Source organism: Lysobacter hankyongensis (assembly GCF_039543145.1).
Classification (GTDB): domain Bacteria; phylum Pseudomonadota; class Gammaproteobacteria; order Xanthomonadales; family Xanthomonadaceae; genus Lysobacter_I; species Lysobacter_I hankyongensis.
Genome location: NZ_BAABJE010000030.1, coordinates 212,544 through 231,506 on the forward strand (window position 1 = coordinate 212,544; position 18,963 = coordinate 231,506).

16 protein-coding genes are annotated in these 18,963 nt (G+C 67.9%); 10 read left to right on the top strand and 6 right to left on the bottom strand.

Features of this window, described 5'->3' with window-relative positions:
* Positions 1-51: 51 nt before the first annotated feature.
* Positions 52-774: a UMP kinase gene (gene pyrH / locus ABD974_RS19200; RefSeq protein ID WP_345304951.1), complete on the bottom strand. Its 723-nt coding sequence runs from the start codon at positions 772-774 to the stop codon at positions 52-54.
* A gap of 62 nt (positions 775-836) precedes the next feature.
* Complete coding sequence (locus ABD974_RS19205; RefSeq protein WP_345304952.1) at positions 837-1,193, bottom strand: cupin domain-containing protein; 357 nt, start codon at positions 1,191-1,193, stop codon at positions 837-839.
* A 91-nt stretch (positions 1,194-1,284) separates the two neighbouring features.
* On the opposite strand from ABD974_RS19205, the gene ABD974_RS19210 reads away from it, so the two are divergent.
* Both ABD974_RS19210 and ABD974_RS19215 read left to right on the top strand, forming a co-directional pair.
* Positions 1,285-2,022 (top strand): AIM24 family protein, encoded by a 738-nt coding sequence (locus ABD974_RS19210; RefSeq protein WP_345304953.1) that lies wholly within the window; start codon positions 1,285-1,287, stop codon positions 2,020-2,022.
* 133 nt (positions 2,023-2,155) lie between these two features.
* Positions 2,156-4,048: a glycoside hydrolase family 13 protein gene (locus tag ABD974_RS19215; protein ID WP_345304954.1), complete on the top strand. Its 1,893-nt coding sequence runs from the start codon at positions 2,156-2,158 to the stop codon at positions 4,046-4,048.
* 112 nt (positions 4,049-4,160) lie between these two features.
* Here the strand turns inward: ABD974_RS19215 and tsf are convergent, their stop codons facing one another.
* Both tsf and rpsB read right to left on the bottom strand, forming a co-directional pair.
* On the bottom strand, positions 4,161-5,039 hold the full coding sequence (tsf, locus tag ABD974_RS19220) for a translation elongation factor Ts (protein ID WP_345304955.1): 879 nt from the start codon (positions 5,037-5,039) through the stop codon (positions 4,161-4,163).
* A gap of 175 nt (positions 5,040-5,214) precedes the next feature.
* Complete coding sequence (gene rpsB / locus ABD974_RS19225; protein ID WP_345304956.1) at positions 5,215-6,051, bottom strand: 30S ribosomal protein S2; 837 nt, start codon at positions 6,049-6,051, stop codon at positions 5,215-5,217.
* A gap of 336 nt (positions 6,052-6,387) precedes the next feature.
* Here rpsB and map point away from each other — a divergent pair, with 336 nt between their 5' ends.
* The 8 genes from map (at position 6,388) to asnB (ending at position 15,613) form a co-directional block, all read left to right on the top strand.
* Positions 6,388-7,167: a type I methionyl aminopeptidase gene (gene map, locus ABD974_RS19230; RefSeq protein WP_345304957.1), complete on the top strand. Its 780-nt coding sequence runs from the start codon at positions 6,388-6,390 to the stop codon at positions 7,165-7,167.
* A 4-nt stretch (positions 7,168-7,171) separates the two neighbouring features.
* Positions 7,172-9,805 (top strand): [protein-PII] uridylyltransferase, encoded by a 2,634-nt coding sequence (gene glnD / locus ABD974_RS19235; protein ID WP_345304958.1) that lies wholly within the window; start codon positions 7,172-7,174, stop codon positions 9,803-9,805.
* Positions 9,699-10,724, top strand: coding sequence for a 2,3,4,5-tetrahydropyridine-2,6-dicarboxylate N-succinyltransferase (gene dapD, locus ABD974_RS19240; protein ID WP_345305009.1), 1,026 nt, complete (start codon positions 9,699-9,701; stop codon positions 10,722-10,724). Before glnD ends, dapD begins: the two co-directional genes overlap by 107 nt.
* Before the next feature lie 2 nt (positions 10,725-10,726).
* Positions 10,727-11,236: a hypothetical protein gene (locus tag ABD974_RS19245; RefSeq protein ID WP_345304959.1), complete on the top strand. Its 510-nt coding sequence runs from the start codon at positions 10,727-10,729 to the stop codon at positions 11,234-11,236.
* Positions 11,237-11,309: 73 nt separating this feature from the next.
* Positions 11,310-11,666: a Spx/MgsR family RNA polymerase-binding regulatory protein gene (locus ABD974_RS19250; RefSeq protein WP_345304960.1), complete on the top strand. Its 357-nt coding sequence runs from the start codon at positions 11,310-11,312 to the stop codon at positions 11,664-11,666.
* Positions 11,666-12,811 (top strand): succinyl-diaminopimelate desuccinylase, encoded by a 1,146-nt coding sequence (dapE, locus tag ABD974_RS19255; protein WP_345304961.1) that lies wholly within the window; start codon positions 11,666-11,668, stop codon positions 12,809-12,811. Before ABD974_RS19250 ends, dapE begins: the two co-directional genes overlap by 1 nt.
* Positions 12,812-12,816: 5 nt before the next feature.
* Positions 12,817-13,614: an alpha/beta hydrolase gene (locus tag ABD974_RS19260; protein ID WP_345304962.1), complete on the top strand. Its 798-nt coding sequence runs from the start codon at positions 12,817-12,819 to the stop codon at positions 13,612-13,614.
* A 283-nt stretch (positions 13,615-13,897) separates the two neighbouring features.
* A complete protein-coding gene (gene asnB / locus ABD974_RS19265; protein ID WP_345304963.1) occupies positions 13,898-15,613 on the top strand; it encodes an asparagine synthase B in 1,716 nt (571 codons plus the stop codon).
* A gap of 101 nt (positions 15,614-15,714) precedes the next feature.
* On the opposite strand, the gene ABD974_RS19270 is transcribed toward asnB, so the two are convergent.
* On the bottom strand, positions 15,715-18,096 hold the full coding sequence (locus ABD974_RS19270; protein ID WP_345304964.1) for a penicillin acylase family protein: 2,382 nt from the start codon (positions 18,094-18,096) through the stop codon (positions 15,715-15,717).
* A 46-nt stretch (positions 18,097-18,142) separates the two neighbouring features.
* Positions 18,143-18,925: a class I SAM-dependent methyltransferase gene (locus ABD974_RS19275; protein WP_345304965.1), complete on the bottom strand. Its 783-nt coding sequence runs from the start codon at positions 18,923-18,925 to the stop codon at positions 18,143-18,145.
* Positions 18,926-18,963: the final 38 nt, after the last annotated feature.

The following is an 18,963-nucleotide window of genomic DNA, read 5'->3' on the forward strand; positions in this document are numbered from 1 at the left end:
GCCGCGAGGCGCCGTTTTCCGTTGTCGTCGGCACTGTCGGCGCGCGGCGTTTCAGCGACCGGGCGTGACCAGCGTGCCGATCTTCTCGCCGCGCAGGATGCGCAGCAGCACGCCCGGCTGGCCCATGTCGAAGATGCGCAGCGGCAGCCGGCTGTCGCGGCACAGCGCGAAGGCGGCGGTGTCCATCACCTGCAGGTCGCGCGAGATCACGTCGTCGTAGGTCAGGGTGTCGTAGCGCACGGCATCGGCGTGCTTCTTCGGGTCCTTGTCGTAGACGCCGTCGACCTTGGTCGCTTTCAGCAGCAGATCGGCGCCGATCTCGATCGCGCGCAGCGCGGCGCCGGAATCGGTGGTGAAGAAGGGATTGCCAGTGCCGGCGGCGAAGATGGTGATGCGGCCCTTTTCGAGATGGCGCACGGCGCGGCGGCGGATGTAATCCTCGCACACGTCGTTGATCTTGATCGCCGACATCACCCGGCACTTCGCGCCGAGTTTCTCCAGCGCATCCTGCATCGCCAGGGCGTTGATGACGGTGGCGAGCATGCCCATCTGGTCGCCGGTGACTCGGTCCATGCCGCCGGCGGCGAGGCCGGCGCCGCGGAAAATGTTGCCGCCGCCGATCACCAGCGCGACTTCGGCGCCGGCGTCGCGGGCTTCGATCACCTCGCGGGCGAGGCGGCCGATGACCTTGGGGTCGATGCCGTAATCCTCGTCGCCCATCAGGGCCTCGCCGGACAATTTGAGCAGGACGCGGCGATAGGCAAGCTGGGACATGGCGGACTCCGGAGGCGTGGGCAAACCCCGCGATTCTAACGCCAGCCGCGACGAGTTCCGACTCAGCCCGCCGGCTCGTAGACGGCGTAGAGCTTGCGTGCCGGTTCCAGAACGTCCCAGATGCCGCGGAAACCGGCCGGAATCACGAAACTCTCGCCGGCGGCCACGACCGTCTCGCTGCCGTCGTCGCCGCGGATGCGGACCCGGCCGGCGAGCATGTGGCAGAACTCGTGCTCGGTGTAGTGCACCCGCCAGGCGCCCACGTCGCCTTCCCAGACGCCGCAGTGGAAGGCCTCCCCCGGGTCGGAATAGGCGTTGGCCACGGCCTGGGTCGGCGTCCCGGCGACGAGGCGATCCGCCGCGACCGGCGTGCGTTCCGCATCGGCGGCGGTATGGGGGATGGCGACGATCGAGGGCATGACGACTCCGCGGGGGGTGACTTTCCGGGATGGTGCCGGAGTGGCGGTGCATCGACAATGTCCGCACCGATCGTCCACAACCGAGAACCCCATGGCCGCCAAGACCCTCCAGGAATTCCTGTCCACCACGAAGGAGAAGGACCTCTCCGGAGATGCCTTCGAGCTGGAGAGCTCGCACATGCTCGAAGTCCGCGTCGACGGTCTGGTCTGGGCCAAGGCCGGTTCGATGATCGCGCGCAAGGGCGGGGTGAAGTTCACTCGTCAGGGCATGCTCGAACAGGGGCTGGGCAACCTGCTGAAGAAGGCCGTCAGCGGCGAGGGCATGACGCTGATGAAGATCGAAGGCCAGGGCCGCGTCTATCTGGCCGATGTCGGCAAGAAGATCACCGTGCTGCGGCTGCAGGGCGAATCGATCTTCGTCAACGGCAACGACGTGCTCGCCACCGAGTCCACGATCACCAACGAGATCAAGATGATGCGCAAGGCCGCGGGGATGATGACCGGCGGCCTGTTCAACGTGAAGCTGAGCGGCCACGGCCTGGTCGCGATCACGTCGCATTACGAACCGCTGACCCTGCCGGTCAACGCGACCACGGGACCGGTGTTCACCGACCCGAACGCGACCGTGGCCTGGTCCGGCGGGCTGTCGCCGGAGATCGTCACCGACATCAACATCAAGACGCTGATCGGCCGCGGTTCGGGCGAAAGCATCCAGTTGCGCTTCGCGGGCGAGGGCTGGGTGGTGGTGCAGCCCTACGAAGAGGTCTATTTCCAGCAGAGCGGCGGTTCGTCCGGCGGCGGTGGTCTGCTCGGCGCGTTGATGGACTGAAGGGGGCGCCGTGCCCCATGCGATGCTGGCGGCACGCCGCGCGCTGGAGCGACGTGATCGATTCCCGGGTGAACGATCATTCCGGATGCGGAACACGCCGCTGCCGACACCGGCCCGAACGAGGGAATTGACGATGACGTGCAATTTGTTGACGCGGCCGCTCGCCGCCTTCGCCCTGGCGATGTTCCTGTGCATGGCGACGTTCGCGGGTGCCGCCGCGGACGGGACGTCGTCGAAGCCTGCGGCCTATCCTCCGAACTGGTGGGTGGGCATGCGCGATGCGCGGCTGCAGTTGATGGTGCAGGGCCCCGGGATCGGGGCCAGTGAGCCGACGCTCGACGACACGCCCCGTGCGAAGATCGTCGGCGTCGCCCGCGGCGACAGCCCGAACTATCTGTTCATCGATCTGCGGATCGCCGCCGATGCCACGCCGGGCGATCTGACGTTCCGCTTCGCGCGCAGGGAAGGTCTCGTCACGCTGCGCTATCCGCTGCTGCCGCGCGCGCCCGGTTCCGCGCAGCGACGCGGTTTCGACAATCGCGACGTCATCCTCAATCTGATGCCGGACCGCTTCGCCAACGGCGATCCCGGCAACGACCGGGTCGCCGGATATGCCGATGCGGCCGATCGCGACAACCCCGGCGGCCGGCACGGCGGCGATCTGCGCGGCATGCGCGATCGTCTCGACCATATCGCGGGCATGGGCTACACCATGATCTGGCCGACCCCGCTGATCGAGAACGCACAATCGGCCTATTCGTACCACGGCTATGCGGCCACCGATCTGTACCGTATCGATCCGCGCTACGGCAGCAACGTCCAGTACCGCGATTTCGTCGCCGAAGCGCGCACCCGGGGCATCGGCGTGATCCAGGACGTGGTGCCCAATCACATCGGCGACGGTCACGTCTGGATGAAGGATCCGCCGACCGCGGATTGGCTCACCTATGCGGGCCGTTACGATCCGACCCGACACGGCCGCACCGCGCTCGCCGACCCGTACGCCGCCCAGAGCGACCGCGACGATTTCACCCAGGGCTGGTTCGCGCCGACCATGCCCGATCTCAACCAGAAACAGCCGCTGCTGGCGACCTATCTCATCCAGAACGCGATCTGGTGGATCGAGTACGCCGATCTGTCCGGTCTGCGCGTCGACACCTACGGTTATTCGGACGGTGCCTTCCTCGCCGAATGGACGCAGCGCATTCGCGCCGAATATCCGCATTTCTCCATGGTCGGCGAAGAATGGAGCGACAACCCGTCCGTCGTCGCGCGCTGGCAGAACGGTTGGGTCGACGGCAAGCCCGGCATGCCCAACATGATGGATTTCCCGCTCAGCGAAGCCGTGCGCATCGCGCTGAACGAACCCGCGAACGAGTACGCCGGCGGCCTGCGCAGGCTCTACGAGGCGATGGTCGACGATCGCCTGTACAGCGCGCCGACCGCGCTGGTGGCGTTCGAGGGCAATCACGACATGCCGCGAATCTACAGCGTGCTCGGCGAAAACGACGACAGTTTCCGCATCGCGCTGGTGCATCTGGCGACCATCCCGCGCATTCCCCAGATCTACTACGGCACCGAAGTGCTGATGACCAGCCCGACCGTTCGCGACGATGCGGCCACGCGCCGCGACTTCCCCGGCGGCTGGGCCGGCGATCGCGTGAATGCCTTCACCGGTGCCGGCCTGTCCCCGCGCCAGGCCGAAGCCCAGCGTTGGCTGCGCACGCTGCTCAACTGGCGCAAGACCGCGACCGCGGTGCATCGCGGCCGCTTCCTGCACTACCTGCCGCGCGATGGCGTCTACGTCTATTTCCGCGACGACGACCGGCAGCGGCTGATGGTGGTGCTGGGCCGCAACGACAAGGCGGTCGAACTGCGGCTGGATCGATTCGCGGAAGGCCTGAAGGACGCCAACGCCGCGCGCGATGCGCTGACCGGAACCGCCGCGCCGCTCGGCAGCTCGCTGACGGTGCCGGCCCATGCCGCGCTGATCCTCGAGCTGTGCACGCCGTCGAAGCCGTGCTGAAAACCGTCGCTTCCGTCCAGCGGTCTGCCGGGCATGCGTCCGGGCAACAAAAAACCCGCAGTCGCCTGCGGGTTTTTCGCTTTGATCCTAGCCGTTCGATCTTGGCCGTGGATCAGACCTGCATCGCCTTCGCCACTTCGGCGGCGTAGTCTTCCACCACCTTCTCGATGCCTTCGCCGACCGCCAGACGCTGGAAGCCGACCACGTCGGCGCCGGCGGCCTTGACCGCGGCTTCGACCGTCTGCTCGGTGTTCAGCACGTAGGGCTGGCCGTACAGCGTGTTCTCGTTGACGATCTTCGCGATCTTGCCGCCGATGATCTTCTCGAGGATGTCGGCCGGCTTGGCCTTGTCCTTGTCGGTCATCTTCGCCAGTTCGATTTCCTTTTCCTTGGCGATGAACTCGGCCGGCACGTCGCTGGCCTTGTTGTGCGGCGGGTTCATGGCGGCCACGTGCATGGCGATGCCGCGCGCCAGCTCGGCGTCGCCGCCCTGCAGTTCGACCAGCACGCCGATCTTGCCGCTGTGCACGTAGGCGGCGACGTTGTTGGCGCTGTCGACGCGGACCATGCGACGGACCTGCACGTTCTCGCCGACCTTGGCGACGATCGCGGCGCGGGCCTCTTCGACGGTTTCGCCCGAAGCGACCTTGGCCGACTTCAGCGCTTCGATGTCGGCGGCGCCGGAGGCCAGGGCGGCCTTCGCGACGCTGTCGATGAAGGCGAGGAAGTTGTCGTCCTTCGCCACGAAGTCGGTTTCCGAGTTGATTTCGACCAGCACGGCCTTGCCGCCGTCCTGGGCCATCGCGATGCGGCCTTCGGCGGTGACGCGGTCGGCCTTCTTGCCGACCTTGATGATGCCCTGCTTGCGCAGCCATTCGGACGCGGCTTCGAGGTCGGCATTGTTTTCGGTGAGCGCCTTCTTGCACTCCATCATGCCGGCGCCGGTGCGCTCACGCAGTTCCTTGACCAGGGAGGCGGTGATTTCAGCCATGGGATTTCTCTCGATTCTCTAGTGTCGTAGGAGCGGCTTCAGCCGCGACGGCGGTGAGGCGATGCCTGCGCGCACGTTGGCCGGGCGCGGATCGCGGCTGAAGCCGCTCCTACTGATGTGGGAAGCGGCCGCGCATGGTCGCGCGGCCGCATGACACGGGAATGACCCCGTGGAATTACTCGGCGGCCGGCGCGTCGGCAGCGGCTTCGGGCTTCTTGCCTTCCGGCTTCTTGCCGGCGCCGCGCGGACCGCGCGGACCGCGCTTGTCGCCCTTGCCTTCGCCGTCGGCATCGCCGAAGTCTTCTTCGCGGACCGAAGCGGCCGACGGTGCGGCGGCCTTGCCTTCGAGCACGGAGTCGGCGGCGGCGCGGGCGTACAGCTGCACGGCGCGGATGGCGTCGTCGTTGCCCGGGATCGGGTAGTCGACCAGGCTCGGATCGTAGTTGGTGTCGACGACGGCGATGACCGGGATGCCGAGCTTCTTGGCTTCCTTGATCGCGATGTCTTCATGGCCGATGTCGATCACGAACAGCGCGTCGGGCAGGCGGTTCATGTCCTTGATGCCGCCGAGCGAGGCGTCCAGCTTTTCGCGCTCGCGACGCAGGTTCAGCACTTCGTGCTTGACCAGCTTCTGGAAGGTGCCGTCGGTTTCGCCGGCTTCCAGTTCCTTCAGGCGGGCGACCGACTGCTTCACGGTGCGGAAGTTGGTCAGCGTGCCGCCCAGCCAGCGCTGGGTCATGTACGGCATGCCGCAACGCTCGGCTTCTTCCTTCACGGTGTCGCGCGCGCTGCGCTTGGTGCCGAGGAACAGGATGACGCCGCGACGCTGGGCCACGCCCGAGATGAAGTTCATCGCGTCGTTGAACAGCGGAACGGTCTTCTCGAGGTTGATGATGTGGATCTTGCCGCGGGCGCCGAAGATGTACGGACCCATCTTCGGGTTCCAGTAACGGGTCTGGTGGCCGAAATGGACGCCGGCTTCCAGCATCTGGCGCATGGTGATCTGGGGCATTGCGAAACTCCGATGTGATGGAACCGGCCGCCGGCGATCGTCTTGATGGCGATTGGGTGAGGGCGGTGCGCCTGCCGGGCGGCGGGACGCGGGTTCCGGGGTTGGGCCTCCCCGTCGCGCCGTAGCCAGATCCCGGGCCCCGGAAGGCGAACCTTCGGAGGACGCGGGACACCCCGGTACGGAATCGATGCGGCGGGTGTGGATTCGACGGTGACGTCCGTCGTGGACGGTCTGCATCGGGCCCGGGGCCCATACAGCCGCGGAATTCTAGCCGGAACGGCCGGTTGCGGGCAAGCCGGGAGGCGCCGCGGGACGGGATCGGCCATAATCCGCGCCATGGCCATGACCATCAAGACTCCCGAAGACATCGAACGCATGCGCATCGCCGGCCGGCTGGCCGCCGAGGTGCTGCAGATCGTCGCCCCGCACGTGAAGCCGGGCGCGACCACCGCCGATCTGGACCGCGTCTGCCACGACCACATCGTGAACGTGCAGCAGGCGATTCCCGCCAATGTCGGCTACCGCGGCTTCCCCGCCACGGTCTGCACTTCCGTCAACAACGTGATCTGCCACGGCATTCCCGGGCCGACCAAGGTGCTGAAGGAAGGCGACATCATCAACATCGACGTCACCGTCATCAAGGACGGCTGGCACGGCGACACCAGCCGCATGTATTACGTCGGCACGCCCTCGGTGATGGCGAAGCGCCTGGTCGAGGTGACCCGCGAAGCGATGTTCCGCGGCATCCGCACCGTCAGGCCGGGCGCGACCCTCGGCGATATCGGCCGCGCGATCCAGACCTACGCCGAATCCGAGCGTTTTTCGGTGGTGCGCGAATATTGTGGCCATGGCATCGGCCGCATCTATCACGAAGACCCGCAGGTGCTGCACTACTACACGCCGCACAGCGACAGCATCGTGCTGAAGCCGGGCATGACCTTCACGATCGAGCCGATGATCAACGAAGGCAGCCGCCACACGCGGTTGATGCCCGATGGCTGGACCGTGGTGACCAAGGACCGCAAGCTTTCGGCGCAGTGGGAACACACCATCGCCGTCACCGAGACCGGCGTCGAGATCCTCACCCGCCTGCCCGGCGACGACAACGACCTCTGAGCCGATGAACGCCGCTGCCCAGCCCCCCGCGGACGGCAGTTCTCCTCCTTCCACGCCCGACGGCGACGCCGCCTGGGCGGCCGCCGCACGCGCCGCGCTGGCGCGCAGCGACGCGGCGCTTGCGGCGCGCTTCGATCGCGGCGAAGAGGTCGATGCGCTGGTCGCCGGCCGTGCCGGTGCGGTCGATGCCGCGATCCGCGAGGCCTGGGCGCGCTGCATTGCCGCGGACGCCGGACTCTCGTTGTTCGCGGTCGGCGGGTATGGCCGCGGCGAACTGTTTCCGCAGTCCGACATCGATCTGCTGGTGCTGGGCGAGGAGGTCGCACAGCAGGCGCATCGCGACGCGCTGGCGCGTTTTCTCGCGTTGCTGTGGGATGCGGGCCTGCAGGCGAGCCAGGCGGTGCGTTCGCCGGCGCAGTGCACCGAAGCCGCCGCCGACCAGACCGTATTGACCGCCTTGATGGAATGGCGCGGTCTGGTGGCCGACGACGCTGCACGGCAGGCGCTGCGCGCGGCGATCGCGCCGGACCGGGTGTGGCCGGCGCGCGCGTTCTTCCGGGTCAAGGTCGAAGAACAGCGCCAGCGCCATGCGCGCTTCGGCGACACCGCCGACAATCTCGAACCCAACCTCAAGGACGGCCCGGGCGGCCTGCGCGACATCCAGACCCTGCGCTGGATGGCGCAGCGGTTGCTGGGCAGCGGCAATCTCGAGTCGATGCTGACCTTCGGCCAGATCGGTGCGGTGGAGTTCGATACGCTCGAGCGCGAGCGCAAGGCGCTGTCGCGGCTGCGGTTCGGCCTGCATCTGGTCGCCGGCCGTCGCGAGGAGCGGCTGCGTTTCGATTACCAGAAACCGCTGGCCACGCGGCTCGGGCATACCGACGATGCCGACAGCCTCGCGGTCGAACAGATGATGCAGGGCTTCTATCGCAGCGCCGGACGGGTGCTGCGCATCAACGACCGTCTGTTGCAGCGGTTCGAGGAACAGCTCGAAGGCGCCGGCGAAACGCTGCCGCTGGACGAGCGCTTCGAATTGCGCCGCGGCTATGTCGCCGCGCGCGATCGCGCCTGGTTGCAGCAGGGCGCGGCCGAAGTCTTCGAACTGTTCGGCGTGTGGGCGGCGCACCCGGAAAGCCGTGGCCTGCATTCGATGACCGCATGGGCGCTGGCCGAGACTCTGCCGAAGATCCCGGCCTACGACGAGGCGGCACCGGCGCTGCGCGAACGCTTCATGGCGCTGCTGCGCGGGCCGCAACCGGTGAAGGTGCTGGAGCGAATGGCGCGGCTGGGCGTGCTCGGGCGCTGGATTCCGGCGTTCGCGCAGGTCTCGGGGCGGATGCAGTTCGATCTGTTCCATGTCTATACCGTCGACCAGCACACGCTCGCGGTGCTGCGCAATCTCGCGATCTTCGCCGCCGGCAGCGGCGACGAGCGATTCTCGAACGCGCATACGGTGTGGCCCTCGCTGCGCAAGCCGGAACTGCTGCTGCTCGCCGGCCTGTTCCACGATATCGGCAAGGGCCGCGGCGGCGATCATTCCGAACTCGGCGCCGTCGACGCGCGCGAATTCTGCGAAGCGCACGGTCTGTCCGAAGCCGATACCGCGCTGGTCGAATGGCTGGTGCGCAAGCATCTGCTGATGTCGGTGACCGCGCAGAAACAGGACATCACCGATCCGGAAGTGATCCATCGTTTCGCCACCGCGGTCGCCGATCGCCAGCGCCTCGATCACCTCTATCTGCTGACCTGCGCCGACATCGCCGGCACTTCGCCGAAGCTGTGGAACGCCTGGAAGGATCGGCTGCTGGCCGATCTGCACACGGCCACGCGCTTCGCACTGCGCCGCGGGCTGGAGCATCCGGTGGCGGCCGGCGAACGCATCGCCGAAAACCAGGTGACTGCCCGCAACCTGCTCGTGGCCGACGGCTTTACCGACGCCGACATCGACGCGCTGTTCGCGTGCATGCCCGACGAGAATTTCCTGCGCAGCCGACCCGACCAGATCGCATGGCAGGCCGCGGCGCTGTACGGCGCCGACAGCGCCGCCACCGTGGTCGGTGCGCGGCTGCTGCGCGGCGATGCCGGCGGTTATGAGGTGTTCGTGCGCACGCCCGACCGTGACGGTCTGTTCGCGGCGATCGTCATCACCCTCGATCGCCTGGGTCTCGCGATCCAGCAGGCGCGCGCGCTGGACGGCCCCGGCGGCAGCATTTTCGACACCTTCCAGGTGTTGCCGAGCGATCCGCAGAACCCGCCCGCGCCGGCGCAGATCGAGGTCGCGCTGCAGCGCGCGCTGGCCGGCGATCTCGACCGCCTGCTGCCGTCGCGGCGCACCCAGCCGCGGCATCTGAAGCATTTCCGCATCGCACCGCGGATCGGGCTGGAGCCCGCGGCCAACGGCCAGCGCACGCGGATGAGCCTGATCTGCACCGATCGCCCCGGCCTGCTCGCCGATGTGACCCACGTGCTGCGTCAGCAGCATGTGCGCGTCCACGACGCGCGCATCGCCACCTTCGGCGAGCGCGCGGAAGATCTGTTCCTCATCGCCGACGCCGACGACCGTCCGCTGGACGACACCCGCAGCGAGGCCCTGCGCGAAGCGCTGCGCGCCGCGCTCGACGCCGCGTCGCCGCCATGAATCCGTCGACGCATCGGTCCCGGATTCCGAATTTTCCGTATCGCCACTCCCCACGAAGAAGATATCCCGCCGCATGAACACCGAGTCCCCCACCGAACTGCAGTCCCTCATCGACAGCGCCTGGGAGCGCCGCGCGGAATTGACCGCGGAAGAGATCGCCGATCGCGTACGCCCCGCGGTCGATCGCGCCATTGCCGGGCTCGAATCCGGCGAATTCCGCGTGGCCGCGCCGAACGACGCCGGCGGCTGGACCGTCAACGAATGGCTGAAGAAAGCGGTGCTGCTGTTCTTCCGCACCCAGGATATGCAGTTGATCGACGCGCAGCCGGCGCCGTTCTGGGACAAGGTGCCGGCGCGGTTCGAGGGCTACGACGAGGCGCGGTTCCGCAGCCTCGGCGTGCGCGTGGTGCCGGGGGCGATCGCGCGTCGCGGCGCGCACATCGCCCGCGACGTGGTGCTGATGCCGAGCTTCGTGAACATCGGCGCCTACGTGGGCGAGGGCACGATGGTCGACACCTGGGCCACGGTCGGCAGCTGCGCGCAGATCGGCAAGCATTGCCACCTCTCCGGCGGCGCCGGCATCGGCGGCGTGCTCGAACCGCTGCAGGCCTCGCCGACGATCATCGAGGACCACTGCTTCATCGGCGCGCGTTCGGAAGTGGTCGAGGGCTTCGTCGTCGGTCATCACAGCGTGATCGGCATGGGCGTGTTCCTGGGCCAGAGCACCCGCGTCTACAACCGCGCCACCGGCGAAATTTCCTACGGTTCGGTGCCGCCGGGCAGCGTCGTGGTCTCGGGACAGTTGCCGGCCGCTGACGGTTCGCATTCGCTGTACTGCGCGGTGATCGTCAAGCAGGTCGACGAGAAGACGCGGAGCAAGACGTCGATCAACGATCTGCTGCGCGGTTTGGCGGATTGAATGTGACGAAGATGCCTGCCGTACCGATTCGGCTCTCGGTTCCGGAGGCGGAGCTGTACTGGTGCCGCCGTGTCTGGCTGCTGGTGCCGTTGATGATCCTGGTGCTTTCCCTGGTCGTCGGAGTGGTTTCGGCGCTGAGGCTCGGCACCGGCGCTGGCCTTGCGTACATGCTCGACGGTTTTTGTGTTGCCGTTTTCGTCGCGATTCCGTCCTTCGCCATGTTTCGTTGGGATATCGCCGGTTTGTGCGAAGTCGCGCTGCTGTACCCCGATCGCATCGTGGTTCTGTGCGATGGCCGCGAGATTTCCCTGCGTATGACCGATGTGAAATCCGTTCATGACAGCTCGCTCCACTGGATGCGCGATCTCGTCAAGATGGATTGTCGCGTGAATGGCCGCACGGTCCGATTCTGCTTCTTCCCGCGCAATGATCCGGAATTCCTCCGTTGGGAGTTGGGCTCTCCTTTCTCCGCACTTTGGAAGCGCGTCAATCGGCAGACGATTGCATGGTGAACTTTCAGGTGCGCAGGTCGCGGTATAGTCCGCCGCACATTGCTCGTCACAGTCTTCACGGATACCACCTGCCATGACCACCCTCTACGGCCTGAACAACTGCGACACCTGCAAGAAAGCCCTGAACTGGCTGAAGCGCTTCGAGATCGCGCACGACTTCATCGATTACCGCGACCACCGGCAAACGCCGGAGACCCTGGTCGCGTGGAAGGAGGCGCTCGGCGGTTGGGAGGCGATGATCAACAAGTCGTCGACCACCTGGCGGCAGTTGCCCGACAACCGCAAAACGCCGGGTTCGGACGCGGAGTGGAAGCTGTTGCTGAAGGAGTATCCGCAGCTGATCCGGCGGCCGGTCGTCGTGACCGACGACGGCGTCGTCAGCCAGGGTTTCAGCGATAACGGTTTCAAGAAACGCTTCGGAGTCGGCTGATGTCGGACGTGTTCGATCTCACCTGCGATCTGGTCGCGCGCCGTTCGATCACCACCGAGGACGCCGGCTGCCAGTCGCTGCTCGCGGCGCGGCTGGAACGCGCGGGTTTCCGCTGCGAGCATCTGCGCTTCGGCCGGACCGACAATCTCTGGGCCACGCATGCGGGACGCGACGGAGACGCCGGGCCGGTACTGGTGCTGCTTGGACACACCGATGTCGTTCCGCCGGGACCGATCGACCAGTGGGCCAGCGATCCTTTCGTGCCCACCGTGCGCGACGGAAATCTCTACGGTCGCGGCACGGCCGACATGAAGGGCAGCGTCGCCGCGTTCGTGGTCGCGCTGGAACGTTTCGTCGCCGCGCATCCGGACCATGCCGGAACCGTCGGGCTGTTGTTGACCTCGGACGAAGAGGGCGATGCCATCGACGGCGTGCCGAAGGTCGCGAACGTCTTCCGCGAGCGCGGCCAGCGCATCGATTGGTGCATCACCGGTGAGCCGTCATCGAAGAGCGTGCTCGGCGATCTGCTGCGGGTCGGTCGGCGCGGGACGCTGTCGGCGACTCTGACCGTGAAGGGCATCCAGGGCCACGTGGCCTATCCGGAGAAGGCGCGCAATCCGATCCATCAGGCGATGCCGGCGTTGGCGCAGCTCGCCGCGTGGCGCTGGGACGAGGGTTACGAGAATTTTCCGCCGACCAGCCTGCAGATCAGCAACATCCATGCCGGCACCGGCGCCAACAACGTGATTCCCGGCGAATTGCAGGTGCTGTTCAATCTCCGCTACAACCCGACCTGGACCGCGGAGCGGCTCGAAGCGCAGTGCGATGCGATCCTGCGCGGGCATGGCCTCGAGTATCAGATCCGCTGGCACCGCGGCGGCGAGCCGTTCTACACCCCGGAAGGTCCGTTGCGCGCGGCCGCGCGCAACGTGCTGACCGCGTTCGCCGGCGCGCCGCCGGAGGAGAACACCGCGGGCGGCACCTCGGACGCGCGTTTCATCGCGCCGCTCGGCGCGCAGTGCGTCGAGATCGGTCCGGTCAACGCCAGCATCCACAAGGTCGACGAGCATGTGTCGGTCGCCGATCTCGAACGGCTGCCCGACCTGTATTTCGCGATCATCGAACGGATGCTGGTGGCGCGATGACGCCGATGCGCCTCCTGTGGGCGCTGCTGTGGGTGTCGTCGCTCGCGTCTTGCGGGCGCGCGACCGCCGATGCGACCCGCACTGAGCGCGTCGGCGCGCACCGGCTGGCGGTCGATGTCTACGAACCCGCGAATGTCGCGGAACGTACGGCGCGTCCCGCGGTGCTGATGATCCATGGCGGCGGCTGGGCCGCGGGCGATCGCGGGGAACTGCGCGATCTGGCGATGCTCGCCGCGCGCGAGGGCGTGGTCGCCTTCAGCATGGATTACCGGCTGACCTCGCAGGACGGCGTGCGATGGCCGATGCCGGCCGATGACGTCGCCGAGGTGCTGGCGTGGCTGCGTGCGCATGCCGGCGAGCTCGGCATCGATCCGCGGCGGATCGCGCTGCTCGGCGGTTCCGCCGGCGGCCACCTCGCGGCGTGGGCCGCGCGCGATCCCGATCCGGCGAAGCGTCCGGCGCGATTGATCGTGCTGTGGGGGCCGTGGGACCTCGGGCCGTTGCCCGACGACGGGCCCGACTGGGTGCGGCCGACGGTGGCGAAGCTGCTCGATGGCCAACTCGCACGCGCCGCTTCGCCGCAGCATCACCTCGTCCGCGGCATGCCGCCGACGCTGATCGTGCATGGCAGCGCCGACGAGATCGTGCCGGTCGAGCAGTCGCGTCGCGCCTGCGCCGCGCTGCGTGCGCTCGGCAACGCCTGCACCCTGGTCGAACTGCCGGGGCAGGCGCATGCGCCCGAAGACCCGGTGCAGATCCAGCGCGCGCTGTCCGCCGTCCGCGAGGCGCTGGCGGCGCTCTGAGGCCGGCGCCTGCGGCGTGCCGGCGGCATGGCATCGTTTTCGGGCGCCCGGGCTTGCAATCGTCGCGGGGCGCGGGTTAGGGTTGGGCCATGACCCGCCGTTCCTCCAATCGCAATCGCTCGAACAACCGCAACAATAATTGCGGAAACACCGTGCGCGCGAGGCGAAACGGCGACCAGGCATAAGTTCCAGCGATACCGCCCAGTCCCAGAAACCCGCGCCGAAAGCGCGGGTTTCGCGCTTTCGGACCCGGGGAAACAGAAACCCCCTCAGGAGTTCTCCCATGTGTTCGATTCTCGGTGTGTTCGATCTGCGTCCCGGTGCCGATCTCGGCCCGCTCCGACCGCTCGCGCTGTCGCTCTCCGCGCGACAACGGCATCGCGGTCCCGACTGGTCCGGCGTGCACGTCGAACCGCGCGCGCTGCTGGTGCATGAGCGTCTGGCGATCGTCGATCCCGCCGGCGGCGCCCAGCCGCTGCATTCGGAAGACGGCGATCTGACCCTGGCCGTGAACGGCGAGATCTACAACCATCGCGCGCTCGAAGGCGCGCTGCGCAAGCCGTACGCGTTCCAGACCGGTTCCGATTGCGAAGTGATCAACGCGCTCTACGCCGAGAGCAAGGCACGCGACGCCGGCGACATCGGCGCCTGGCTGGATCGCCTCAACGGCATTTTCGCCTTCGTGCTGTGGGATCGCGCCGCCGGCCGCTTCATCATCGCCCGCGATCCCATCGGCGTGTGTCCGCTGTACTGGGGCCACGACGCCGACGGTCGGGTCTGGGTGGCGTCGGAAATGAAGGCGCTGGTGCGGGTCTGCGACGATGTCGCCCAGTTCCCGCCGGGTCACTGGTTCGACAGCGCCACCGGCGAGCTGCATCGTTACTACGAACGCGCATGGCGCGATCACGACGCGACCGTCGGCGTCCAGGTGTCGCCGCGCGAACTGCGCGAAGCCTTCGAGGCCGCCGTGCATCGGCAGTTGATGAGCGACGTGCCCTACGGCGTGCTGCTGTCGGGCGGACTGGATTCCTCGCTGGTCGCGGCCTGCGCCGCGCGCTTCGCCCGCCGCCGCGTCGAGGACGGCGACCAGAGCGAGGCGTGGTGGCCGCGGCTGCATTCCTTCGCCATCGGTCTCAAGGGCTCGCCGGATCTCGCCGCCGCCGAAGTCGCGGCGAAGGCGCTGGGCACGGTGCATCACGGCTTCACCTATACCTTCGAGGAAGGGCTGGACGCGCTGCCGGAAGTGATCCGCCACGTCGAGACCTACGACGTGACCACGATCCGCGCGTCCACGCCGATGTTCCTGCTCGCGCGCCGGATCAAGGCGATGGGCGTGAAGATGGTGCTCTCGGGCGAGGGCAGCGACGAGGTCTTCGGCGGTTATCTGTATTTCCACAAGGCGCCGAACGCGCGCGAATTCCATGCCGAAACCATCCGCAAGCTCGATGCGCTGTACAACTACGATTGCCTGCGCGCGAACAAATCGATGATGGCCTGGGGCGTGGAGGCGCGGGTGCCGTTCCTCGATACCGAATTCCTCGATGTGGCGATGCGGATGGATGCCACCGCGAAGATGGCGGGCGTGCAGGCGGACGGCTCGCGCAGGATCGAGAAGGCGGTGCTGCGCGAAGCCTTCGAGGGCTATCTGCCCGAGGAGATCCTGTGGCGGCAGAAGGAACAGTTCAGCGACGGCGTCGGCTACGGTTGGATCGACGGGCTGAAGGCGCATGCCGAAGCGCATGTGAACGACGCCGATTTCGCCGCGGCCGCGCAGCGCTTCCCGATCAACCCGCCGCAGACGAAGGAAGCGTATTTCTATCGCCGGATCTTCGACGAAGCGTTCCCCGGCGACGGCTGCGCGCACACGGTGCCGGGCGGCAAGTCGATCGCCTGTTCGTCGCCGGCCGCGATCGCCTGGGATGCCGCGTTCGCGAACGCTGCGGACCCGTCGGGTCGCGCGGTGGCGGGCGTGCATCAGGCGGCGCTGGCAAGCGCGTGATCCTGCCGTAGGAGGACCTTCAGGCGTAGGAGGGCCTTCAGGCCCGAGCTCTTTCGGCAACGGCAAAAAGCTCGGGCCTGAAGGCCCTCCTACAGCGGCTGCTATCGCGAAGGCGCGAGTTTCAACGTGTACACGGTCGTGCCCGGCAGGAACGGCGTCGACCGTCCCTGCACCCAGTCGTCGTGGCCCGCGCCCCAGAACGGCGACAGGAAATGTCCGCTCTGGCCGCCGGGCATGTGGGTGATGCCGTCGGCTTCGTGTCCGGGCGCGACCACCATGCGCTCGGAGGCGCCGAAATCGGGGCCGACCACGCGCGGCATGCCGCCGTCGCCGGCGAGTCGATCGGGCGGCATGCACAGCAGGCGCTTGCCGACCAGAGGGATGGCTTTCGCCAGCGGATGGCAGATCGTGGCGGTGTTGCGCTCGCCCCAGGTACGCGCGGAGATCGGGCCCTGCGCTTTGAGTTCGTCGCGGATCTCTTTCGCGGCGTCTTCCAGCAGCGCGTCCCAGCTCGCGTACTTGCGCGACAGCAGATGCGCCGGACGTTGCAGCAGCAGCGGCCACACCACGCCCTCCAGTTGCTGGAAGGGCGGCATCTCGAAGGCTTCGCCCAGCGCCGCATGCGCGGGTGCGGTCAGGCCTTCGGCGACGCGTTCGTGCACCGCGAGCCGCCATGCGCGGACGATGCGATAGCTCACCGAATCCTGGCTGGCGCGTCCTTCCCAGCGTGTCGACGCGGCGGCCAGTTCGGTCAGGGCCGGCGTTTTCGCGCGCGCGGCGGTGTCGCGCAGCAGCGCGTGCCATTCGCCGAGGAACACGGCGCGGTCGTCGAGCTGCACCGCGAGCAGATCGCGCTCGGTGAACCGTTCGCGTGCGAACAGATCGTTGCGGATCTGCCGCGCGCGCGCGCCGAAGGCGAAGCCGCCGTCGCCCACCTGGGCCAGCGCGGCGCCGTCCAAAGTCCGGTGGTTGGCGGTCCACAGCCGGTGCGCGGCGGGATCGATCAGCTTCGGCGATCGATCGGTGGCGACGGCCCAGGGTGCGCAGACCGCCGCCTGTTCGAGATCGGTCCGCGGTTCATCGGCAGCGCATCCCGGCGCGCGCTGCGCCAGCGGGCCGATCAGCCGCCATGCGATGCGGCCGCTGGCGTCGCCGACGACGAGGTTCTGCGCCGGCACCGCGCTGCGGTCGGCCAGCGCCAGTACGTGATCGAGATCGCGCGCGATCGGGAATTCGGTCAGGCCGAACCCGAGCGCGCCCTTCGCATGCGCGTTCCAGCGCAGCGCGAACAGACGATCGCCCTCGCGATGCAGCACCGGCCCCCAGTCGGTTTCCTCGACCTCGAATTCCACCGGCGCGCCGCCGGCGACGGCGATCACTTCGGCATGCGACTTCGGTTTCACGCAGGTGGATGCGTCGACAGATGCGTCGGTATTCGCGCCGCCGCAGGCGGTGTGGATGCGCCAGTCCGCGGTGTCGGCGTAACTGTTGGTGAAGGCCCAGGCCACATGGGTGTTGCTGCCGACCACCATCGCCGGCAGACCGGGCAGGGTGAAGCCGGTGACGTCGACCTTGCCGCCGGTCGCGCGCGCATCGGCATAGCGCAGGCGCGCGCGGAACCAGATGTTCGGCGCGCGCAGGCCGAGGTGCATGTCGTTGGCGACGATCGCGCGCCCGTCGGCGGTGAGCGCGCCGCTCACCGCGAAGTTGTTGCTGCCCGGCACGATGTCGTCCGCGGCCACGCCGTGGCGTTCGCCGGGCGGGCCGGGCAGCTTGCGCAGATCGACTTCGTCGGCCGTGGGCAGCACCGCGTCGCCGCGCGCCGTGCCCATCAGCGGTGCGTCCCAGCGCGTGCCGTCGCGTGCGAGCAGCGCGTACAGCGCGGGCGGCAGATGCGGCTTGATCCGCCACATCGCCAGTTCGCGCGCATTGCTTGCGTCCTGCAGGTCGAAATACATCGCATAGCCGACCAGCGCAGCGTCTTCGAGCTTCCAGGGCTCCGGCGTCTGCCGCAGCAGCAGATACGGCCACGGCCGGGTGCGCAGCGCGGCGAGCCCGGCGTTCGCACCGGCGGTATAGGCTTCCAGCTGCGGGCGCTTGCCGTCGGCCATCGATGCGAGATCCGCCTGCACGCGCGCACGGATGCGATGCACGCGCTGCTGCTTGTCCTTTTCGATCGCGATCGGGCCGAACAGCGCCGACAGCTCGCCGGCGGCGACGCGACGCATCAGATCCATTTCGAAATAGCGCTCCTGCGCATGCACGTAGCCCAGCGCGCGCATCGCATCGGTCTCGTTGGCGGCGTCGATGGTGACGGTGCCGTTGGCGTCGCGCTGCACCGTGACCGGCGCGGAGAGGCCATCCAGCGCGAGTTCGCCGTCCAGGGACGCGAGACTGCCGCGCACCAGCCACCAACCGGTACCCGCGCCCGCGACTGCGATCAGCAGCAGGAGCAGGGCGATGCGTTTGAGCCATTTCAGCATGCGGAAGGTCCTCGGAAGTGCGGGCGATGCGTCCGTGCGGCGCGGCTCATGCCGTGCGCCGGATCAGATGCAGGCCGTTGGCGATGGAAGCGGCGCACAGCGCGTGCGGGCGGAGCAGCCGATCGAGGCTGTCCGCGGTGTGCACGGTGATGTGGCCGTTGCGCGGGGAGAAATACCAGTGTTCGATGTCGACCGGTTCGAACGCCAGCTCGGTGCCGAGCAGACCGATCGCCGAGGGCGCCATCCGCGACGCGAAATCGGCGATCCAGTCCGCCTGGTCGCGGTGCGGAACGTGCTCGATCACTTCGAAGCTGCAGACCAGCCCGAAACGCCGATCGGGCGGCGCGGCGTCGTGGCGACCGTCATCGTGGCAGCCGTTATCGTGATGAAAGGCGTCGTAGCTGGCCGCATCGAAGCCGCGTGCGCGCAGTTCGGCCGCCATCCGGCCGTTGCCGCCGCCGACATCGAGCACGCTGCGGCTCGCGGCCTCGTAATGCCAGATGCCCGCGATGATCGCCGCGTTGCGCAGCGGTCGTTCTTCGACGAACGGCGGGTCGCAGAAGATGTAGTCGTCGTTGTAGATGTGGCGCGCGAAATCGTCTCGCGTCCAGCGGTCGAGCGCCGCGGTGAACACCAGCCCGCAATCGCGGCAGCGGTGGTAGGGAATCTGCACGCCGGTGTCCGCGAACTGGCGCGCGCCCGCGAAGTGGTCGTTGCCGCTGCGCGCGAATTCCTTGTGTCCCAGCAGGACCGGCCCTGTCGCGCCGCACACGCCGCAATGCGAGGGCGGATCCGGGTCGATGGGGGGCAGCGGCGCAATCGGTCTCATGGCATCCGTTCGGGAGTCGCGACGGTGGCGCCGCGGTC

Bases quoted from the DNA above. Each gene is read 5' to 3' on its own strand.
- asnB (WP_345304963.1), top strand. From the start codon at position 13,898: ATGTGTTCGATTCTCGGTGTGTTCGATCTGCGTCCCGGTGCCGATCTC.
- ABD974_RS19215 (WP_345304954.1), top strand. From the start codon at position 2,156: ATGACGTGCAATTTGTTGACGCGGCCGCTCGCCGCCTTCGCCCTGGCG.
- ABD974_RS19260 (WP_345304962.1), top strand. From the start codon at position 12,817: ATGCGCCTCCTGTGGGCGCTGCTGTGGGTGTCGTCGCTCGCGTCTTGC.
- ABD974_RS19205 (WP_345304952.1), bottom strand. From the start codon at position 1,193: ATGCCCTCGATCGTCGCCATCCCCCATACCGCCGCCGATGCGGAACGC.
- rpsB (WP_345304956.1), bottom strand. From the start codon at position 6,051: ATGCCCCAGATCACCATGCGCCAGATGCTGGAAGCCGGCGTCCATTTC.
- ABD974_RS19275 (WP_345304965.1), bottom strand. From the start codon at position 18,925: ATGAGACCGATTGCGCCGCTGCCCCCCATCGACCCGGATCCGCCCTCG.
- dapE (WP_345304961.1), top strand. From the start codon at position 11,666: ATGTCGGACGTGTTCGATCTCACCTGCGATCTGGTCGCGCGCCGTTCG.
- ABD974_RS19250 (WP_345304960.1), top strand. From the start codon at position 11,310: ATGACCACCCTCTACGGCCTGAACAACTGCGACACCTGCAAGAAAGCC.
- ABD974_RS19210 (WP_345304953.1), top strand. From the start codon at position 1,285: ATGGCCGCCAAGACCCTCCAGGAATTCCTGTCCACCACGAAGGAGAAG.
- glnD (WP_345304958.1), top strand. From the start codon at position 7,172: ATGAACGCCGCTGCCCAGCCCCCCGCGGACGGCAGTTCTCCTCCTTCC.
- map (WP_345304957.1), top strand. From the start codon at position 6,388: ATGGCCATGACCATCAAGACTCCCGAAGACATCGAACGCATGCGCATC.
- pyrH (WP_345304951.1), bottom strand. From the start codon at position 774: ATGTCCCAGCTTGCCTATCGCCGCGTCCTGCTCAAATTGTCCGGCGAG.
- tsf (WP_345304955.1), bottom strand. From the start codon at position 5,039: ATGGCTGAAATCACCGCCTCCCTGGTCAAGGAACTGCGTGAGCGCACC.
- ABD974_RS19270 (WP_345304964.1), bottom strand. From the start codon at position 18,096: ATGCTGAAATGGCTCAAACGCATCGCCCTGCTCCTGCTGCTGATCGCA.